We start from the raw sequence: 5,669 nt of genomic DNA, 5'->3' as shown, positions 1-5,669 counted from the left end.
AAAGGAAATCATCGTTCTTTTTTCATGTCTTAGGAATTAGTTTTTTCCCAGACACGTTGGAGAAGATTTATTAATTACATTAGTAAAGTTAATTTATGATCGAATGAGCAACAAATTTCGTGAGATCTTTGATCAATTAGATTGGCATTTTGAAGCATGGGGTGTATCAATAAATAAAAATTCTAAGAATGCAATTGAGAAAACTGATTTACGAATTGTTTTGGAAAAAGTGCTTAAACAATTAAAAGAGAAAGGGATAAAAGTTTTAGTAACACTTGATGAAGCACAATCTACGCCTGAGGTAAAGCAATTGGCGGCAACTTATCAATTAATGAGAAGAGAAAAATATAATATTTCTCTGGTTATGACTGGATTGCCCTCGGAAGTTTCAGAATTACAAAATGATAATGTACTGACATTTCTTTTGAGAAGTGGGAGACTTACATTAACACCCGTGGCTGCTTTTTAGAAATGTATATGTAAAAGTCTATAGTTCATTATTATCAAAAGATCGCGAATTCGTTCAGGCAATGGTAGAAAGTGATAAAGAAAAAGTGCCAATTAAAGACATTATGACTAAGATGGATAAACCTAAAAATTATATTTCTATTTATCGGCGTCGATTAATTGATGATCAGGTTATCTTTAGCAAAGAACGTGGTTATGTTGAATTTACATTGCCATATTTTGCTGATTTTGTCGCTGAATTTGGTAACATGTACTAAAAAAAGCTTGAAGCATGGGGATTGCTTCAAGCTTTTTGTTATTAGAGAATATTATTTTCAATGTAAGTAAGAACACCTTGTTCATTATTGGAAGTAGTTGTATGATCTGCAACTTTTAAAACTGCTGGATCCGCATTTGACATCGCTACGCCATCTCCAACTTCTTTGATCATTTCTAAGTCATTTCTACCATCACCAAAAGCAGTCATGTCAGAAAGAGAAATTTCTAAAACTTGGCCTAATTCAGCTAAACCATGAGCCTTATGAATCTCTGGTAAAATCAAGTCAATTTCGCCATGACCACTACTTGTTACATTACAATAGCGGCCGAGGTTCTTTTTTAAGAGGTCTACATAATAATTTGTTTTTTTGTCCGGACAAGAAATTGAAAATTTAAGAACTTTGTCATCGATTTCATTAAATTCGTGTATTTTCTTTAATCGATAGTAGTATTTAGTAGAAATTTCATAGTAATCGTCTGTGAATTGAACCGGAAAGTAGGCACTTTCTGCACCTGAAACTAAAAATTGCAACTCAGATTGCTTTAAAAGAAAATCTTCAATCTTTTTAACAGTTTCTTCGGAGAAAGCATGCAAAGCTAAAATCTTTTCCTTAGTTCTAACTAGAGCGCCATTTTCTGCAACATAGATTACATTAGGAAAATCTTTAAAGAAAGTAGCAATTTGGTAATATTGATTACCACTAGCGATAGTGAATTTAATATCTTTCTTTTCTAATTTTTGATAAATTCGAGTAAATTTTTCTTCATCATAACTTTTATCGTCTCTTAAGAAAGTACCGTCCATATCTACGGCGATTAATTTAATCATTTTAAATCCTCCTCATATTTTTTACATTATTAAGATACCATTTATAAATAGAAAAAAAGTATCATTTTCGTAATTAAGAAGTAATTTTTTGAAAAGGGGTTACAATAGTTGAGCATGAAGAAGTTCAAAATAATCAAAGATTGCCTTTTTATTTTTACCACAGCGATTAGGCAATTCAGTCAGAGCATTGGCATCAAGGAATTGAACTTAATTATTTAATTAAGGGAAAGGATCTGCGTTTTGCACTTGAAGGTAAAACTTATCACTTTAATAGTGGTGATATTTGGCTTGTTAATCGAAGAAAGATTCATAGTTCATCTGGTAAAGAAGAAAATTGGGAATATGAAAGTTTGATTATTGATGATGATTTTTTATTAAGTCAATATCCTACAAGTATTAACTGGAACCTTGATCTGTTAGGAAAAAATGGCACTGAGAATAAAACTGCTTATAAAAAGTTAGAAAAAGAAATTATTGAGCTCGGTAAATTATGCCATAAACCATTAACTGACGCTCGACGTTTTATGGTTTTAAGTCATTTGAGTTTTACTTGATCAGAATTTTAATAAAAAAGATTCAGTTACTAAAAGTCCTAATCTTTCACTGGGGGATGAAATAATTAAATATATTAATGAGCATTTTCAAGAAGATATTCAGATTGACGATATGGTGCATTTACTTTGCTATTTTTTAAGGAGTATGTATTGCAGCAATATAGATTTGAATAAGAAATGGACTACTAAAAAAAGCTAGAATCCACATTACACGGATTCTAGCTTTTTTCATATATTCAACTAATTAAAGTATTTTTGTTCTTTTTCTTTCTTTTCAGCTTCAAGTGCCTTTTCACTGGCTGCTTGTTTAGGTAAGATCCAGTTCATTAACATACCAAAGATGGTACATAAAGCAACTGAAGTTAATTGGAAGTTACCAAGTTGTAAGTAAGCTCCACCGATACCAATAACTAAGATAACGGAAGCGATTAACATATTACGTTTTTCGCCAAAGTCGATTTTATCATCAACTAAAATCTTTAGACCATTAGATGCAATCGTTCCGAATAGTAAGAATGAAATACCACCGATAACTGGCATTGGAATTGATTCGATAACTGCAGCAACTTTACCAACAAAACTAAAGACAATTGCAAATACTGCAGCTCCTGCTAATACCCAAACTGAATGAACTTTGGTCATAGCTAAAACACCGATATTTTCACCGTAAGAAGTAGTCGGAGGACCACCGATAAAACCAGCAATAATTGTTGAAAGACCGTCACCCATCATAGTACGGTGTAAACCTGGATTCTTAAAGAAGTTTCTCTTAGTTAGAGAGTTAAGAACCATAATATGTCCCATGTGTTCAGTCATTGTAACAAAGGCGATTGGAGCCATTGTTAAGATAGCTGCTGGATACCATTTGAAGTGGTAGCTAATTCCAGGCACATCTAAAGCGGGCATGGAGAACCAAGCAGCCTTTGCTACTCCTGAAAAATCAACTATTCCTAAAATGCAAGATAGGGCATAGCCACAAACGATCCCAAGCATAATTGAAACTAAACTAGTAAAGCCTTTGAAGCACATTTGGAAAATTAAGGTCATGACCAAGGTAAAGATGGCAACACCGAAGTAAGTTAAGTTGTACTTGGTACCTTTCATCATGGCATCATTTGCAGCAGTAGTTGCAAGAGATAATCCAATTACGATAATGATTGGTCCTACAACAATTGGTGGTAAGACTTTGTTTACCCAATCAGACCCAACATTTGCGATAACTAAGGCAACGATAACATATACTAACCCAGCTGCAATTGCACCTTGAGCAATTGCTGGATACCCATCTTGCCTCATTAAAGCTTGCATTGTTGCAACGAAAGCAAAACTTGATCCTAAGTATGCTGGAATCTTGAAACGGGTTAGTAGCATATGGACTAAAGTACCCACACCAGATGAAAGAAGAGCAATACTTGGATTAATTCCGACTAAGATTGGAACCAGAACCGTTGAACCAAACATGGCAAACAAGTGTTGCATGGAAAGTAGAATTCCTTGTCCTAATTCTGGCTTCTCATAAACGTCTAAGATCGCATCATCATTATGAAATGTGTCTTTAGGCATCTTTTTCATAATTTCCTCCTTGAAATTAAAATCTTGATGACCTAAAGAAAAAACGACTATCTAAAGAGGATTCCTTTAAGATAGTCGTTTCTGTTTAAAACTATGTCAAAAAATAGTTTACGCGCAGATTTCCTTGATAGCCTCACGGGACTATATTAAAGGTCATCACATTATTTCTTTCTTAATTTAACTAAGATATAAGAAAAAAGTCAAGCATAAAATTAGCTCTGTTCTAAGTTGTTGATTTTAAAGTTTGTAAACATAAAAAAATTTTTTGTGTAAGCGATATCCTTGCTATAATACGGCTAAGGAGGACTATTTGGCTTTTTAAACAAATAATGAACATAAATTAACTTTGACAAACATAAATGAACATATATAATAAAGATGTAATGAGTTAGTTAGCCAAATAGAATTAAGGTGAATAATGCTTAAAAGAGAACGATTAAGAAATATTTTAGAAATTGTAACTGATAGAAAGTTTGTAACCGTTGATGAATTGGCTAAAACATTGCAAGTTTCAGACATGACGATTAGACGGGACCTTAATGAATTAAATACTACTGGTAAAGTGATGAGAATTCATGGCGGGGCACAGGTAATTTCTCAACAAGATTCTGTTGAAAAAAATTATATCCAGAAACGAGAAATTAACATCTCTGAAAAACAAGCGGCAGCTGAAGTTGCAAGTAAAATTGTTCAAGATGATGAAACAATTTATGTTGGACCAGGAACAACTTTAGAATTTATGGTTGCAAAATTGAATCAAAAAAACTTGCGAATTGTTACTAATTCTTTACCTGTTTTTGAGGCTGCTAAAAAGAATGCGAATAATTATGAACTGATTTTAATTGGGGGTTCATATCGTAGAGTTAGTGGGGCTTTTATTGGAGCGTTAGCAAACAATCAGTTAAGAGGAATATCTTTTGATCGGGGCTTTGTTGGCGTAAACGGAATTAAAGACAACTCGATGATGACAGCTAATTTAGAAGAGGGACAAACTCAAGGACTAGGATTGAATCGCTCACGTAAAAAGTATGTTGTAGCTGATTATCATAAAATTAACCGCAATGATTTTTACGAATTTTACCATTTGTATGATGTAGATGGGTTAATTACAAGTCCTGGGCTTGATACTGATATCGTAAAACATTACAGCCAAATTACGATTTTGTATCATTAAGGTAATTACCTTAATGCTTGCTATTAAAAAGATGGGCATACAAGAAGTATTTAAACATGTAGGATCCCGTCAAACAGGCTTTGCCTTAAATTCAATTCTAAATATGGAAATTGAAAGAGCTAAGTATCCATTGAATCCTTTTATTAACGCTGGAGCAATTGCTACAACTTCAATGATAGTAAGTAAGACGGGTGACGATGCATTTGAAGAAATCTTAGATTTTGCTCGTGATATTTGTAATGACCCAGATCTTTATTTAGATCAAATAATTTATCATTCTGAAAAAAGAACAGGCAATCTAGGCCGGTCGTTAGCATATTATATGGAATCTAAAAACATGATGCTGGGGGATGTAGTGACTAGTCTTGATACTTACTTTAAGCAGTGTTCAATGATGGCAACTGCACGTTCTTTAGCAAATTTAGGGGCTGTTTTAGCTAATGGCGGTGTAAAACCATGGGACAACAAACGCATTATCCCTGATGAAGAAGCTCATTGTATCAAGTCATTAATGATGACAACTGGCCTATATAATCAATCAGGTATTTATTCACGACTAATTGGTGTACCAACAAAGAGTGGTGTTGGTGGTGGTCTTATGTCCGCTGCACCTCACAAATATGGAATTGGGATCTTTAGTCCTGCCTTAGATAAAGATGGGAACAGTATCGCAGGCTTAGATTTGTTGAGAGATATTGTTGATGGATTAGAGCTAGATGTATTTGATTAAGTAAGAATTAAAAAATTAATATTTTAGAAGTGTCTGGGAAAAAACTAATTCCTAAGACATGAAAAAAGAACGATGATTTCCTTT

Annotated in this window: 6 protein-coding genes and 2 pseudogenes; 6 read left to right on the top strand and 2 right to left on the bottom strand. The window is 33.4% G+C overall.

The features are described 5' to 3' along the window. The first annotated feature begins 103 nt into the window (after positions 1–103). Together CP370_RS10140 and CP370_RS10135 are read left to right on the top strand one after the other, a co-directional pair. The gene (locus CP370_RS10140) at positions 104–469 is read left to right on the top strand and encodes a hypothetical protein (RefSeq protein WP_087713187.1); all 366 of its coding nucleotides are present in this window, start codon (positions 104–106) and stop codon (positions 467–469) included. A 61-nt stretch (positions 470–530) separates the two neighbouring features. After that, entirely contained in the window at positions 531–725 is a 195-nt protein-coding gene (locus tag CP370_RS10135) for a hypothetical protein (RefSeq protein WP_223658719.1), read from the top strand. Between the two features lie 41 nt (positions 726–766). Here the strand turns inward: CP370_RS10135 and CP370_RS08825 are convergent, their stop codons facing one another. Continuing rightward, on the bottom strand, positions 767–1,555 hold the full coding sequence (locus CP370_RS08825) for a Cof-type HAD-IIB family hydrolase (protein WP_053107468.1): 789 nt from the start codon (positions 1,553–1,555) through the stop codon (positions 767–769). 173 nt (positions 1,556–1,728) lie between these two features. On the opposite strand from CP370_RS08825, the pseudogene CP370_RS10320 reads away from it, so the two are divergent. Together CP370_RS10320 and CP370_RS10125 are read left to right on the top strand one after the other, a co-directional pair. After that, positions 1,729–1,869, top strand: a pseudogene (locus CP370_RS10320) (cupin domain-containing protein); the annotation flags it as partial. A 36-nt stretch (positions 1,870–1,905) separates the two neighbouring features. Continuing rightward, the gene (locus tag CP370_RS10125; protein ID WP_229101305.1) at positions 1,906–2,109 is read left to right on the top strand and encodes a hypothetical protein; all 204 of its coding nucleotides are present in this window, start codon (positions 1,906–1,908) and stop codon (positions 2,107–2,109) included. 240 nt (positions 2,110–2,349) lie between these two features. On the opposite strand, the gene CP370_RS08815 is transcribed toward CP370_RS10125, so the two are convergent. Continuing rightward, complete coding sequence (locus CP370_RS08815; protein WP_087713185.1) at positions 2,350–3,681, bottom strand: solute carrier family 23 protein; 1,332 nt, start codon at positions 3,679–3,681, stop codon at positions 2,350–2,352. 418 nt (positions 3,682–4,099) lie between these two features. Between CP370_RS08815 and CP370_RS08810 the strand changes: the two genes are divergently transcribed. Both CP370_RS08810 and glsA read left to right on the top strand, forming a co-directional pair. After that, on the top strand, positions 4,100–4,855 hold the full coding sequence (locus CP370_RS08810; protein WP_087284965.1) for a DeoR/GlpR family DNA-binding transcription regulator: 756 nt from the start codon (positions 4,100–4,102) through the stop codon (positions 4,853–4,855). Continuing rightward, positions 4,848–5,585: pseudogene (gene glsA, locus CP370_RS08805) on the top strand (glutaminase A); the annotation flags it as partial. The gene CP370_RS08810 and the pseudogene glsA, both read left to right, overlap by 8 nt. Between the last annotated feature and the right edge of the window lie 84 nt (positions 5,586–5,669).

It is taken from the genome of Lactobacillus sp. UMNPBX19 (assembly GCF_002553805.1).
Classification (GTDB): Bacteria; Bacillota; Bacilli; order Lactobacillales; family Lactobacillaceae; genus Lactobacillus.
Note: the sequence above shows the minus strand (reverse complement) of the source record. Positions and strands in the feature narration are given on the sequence as shown.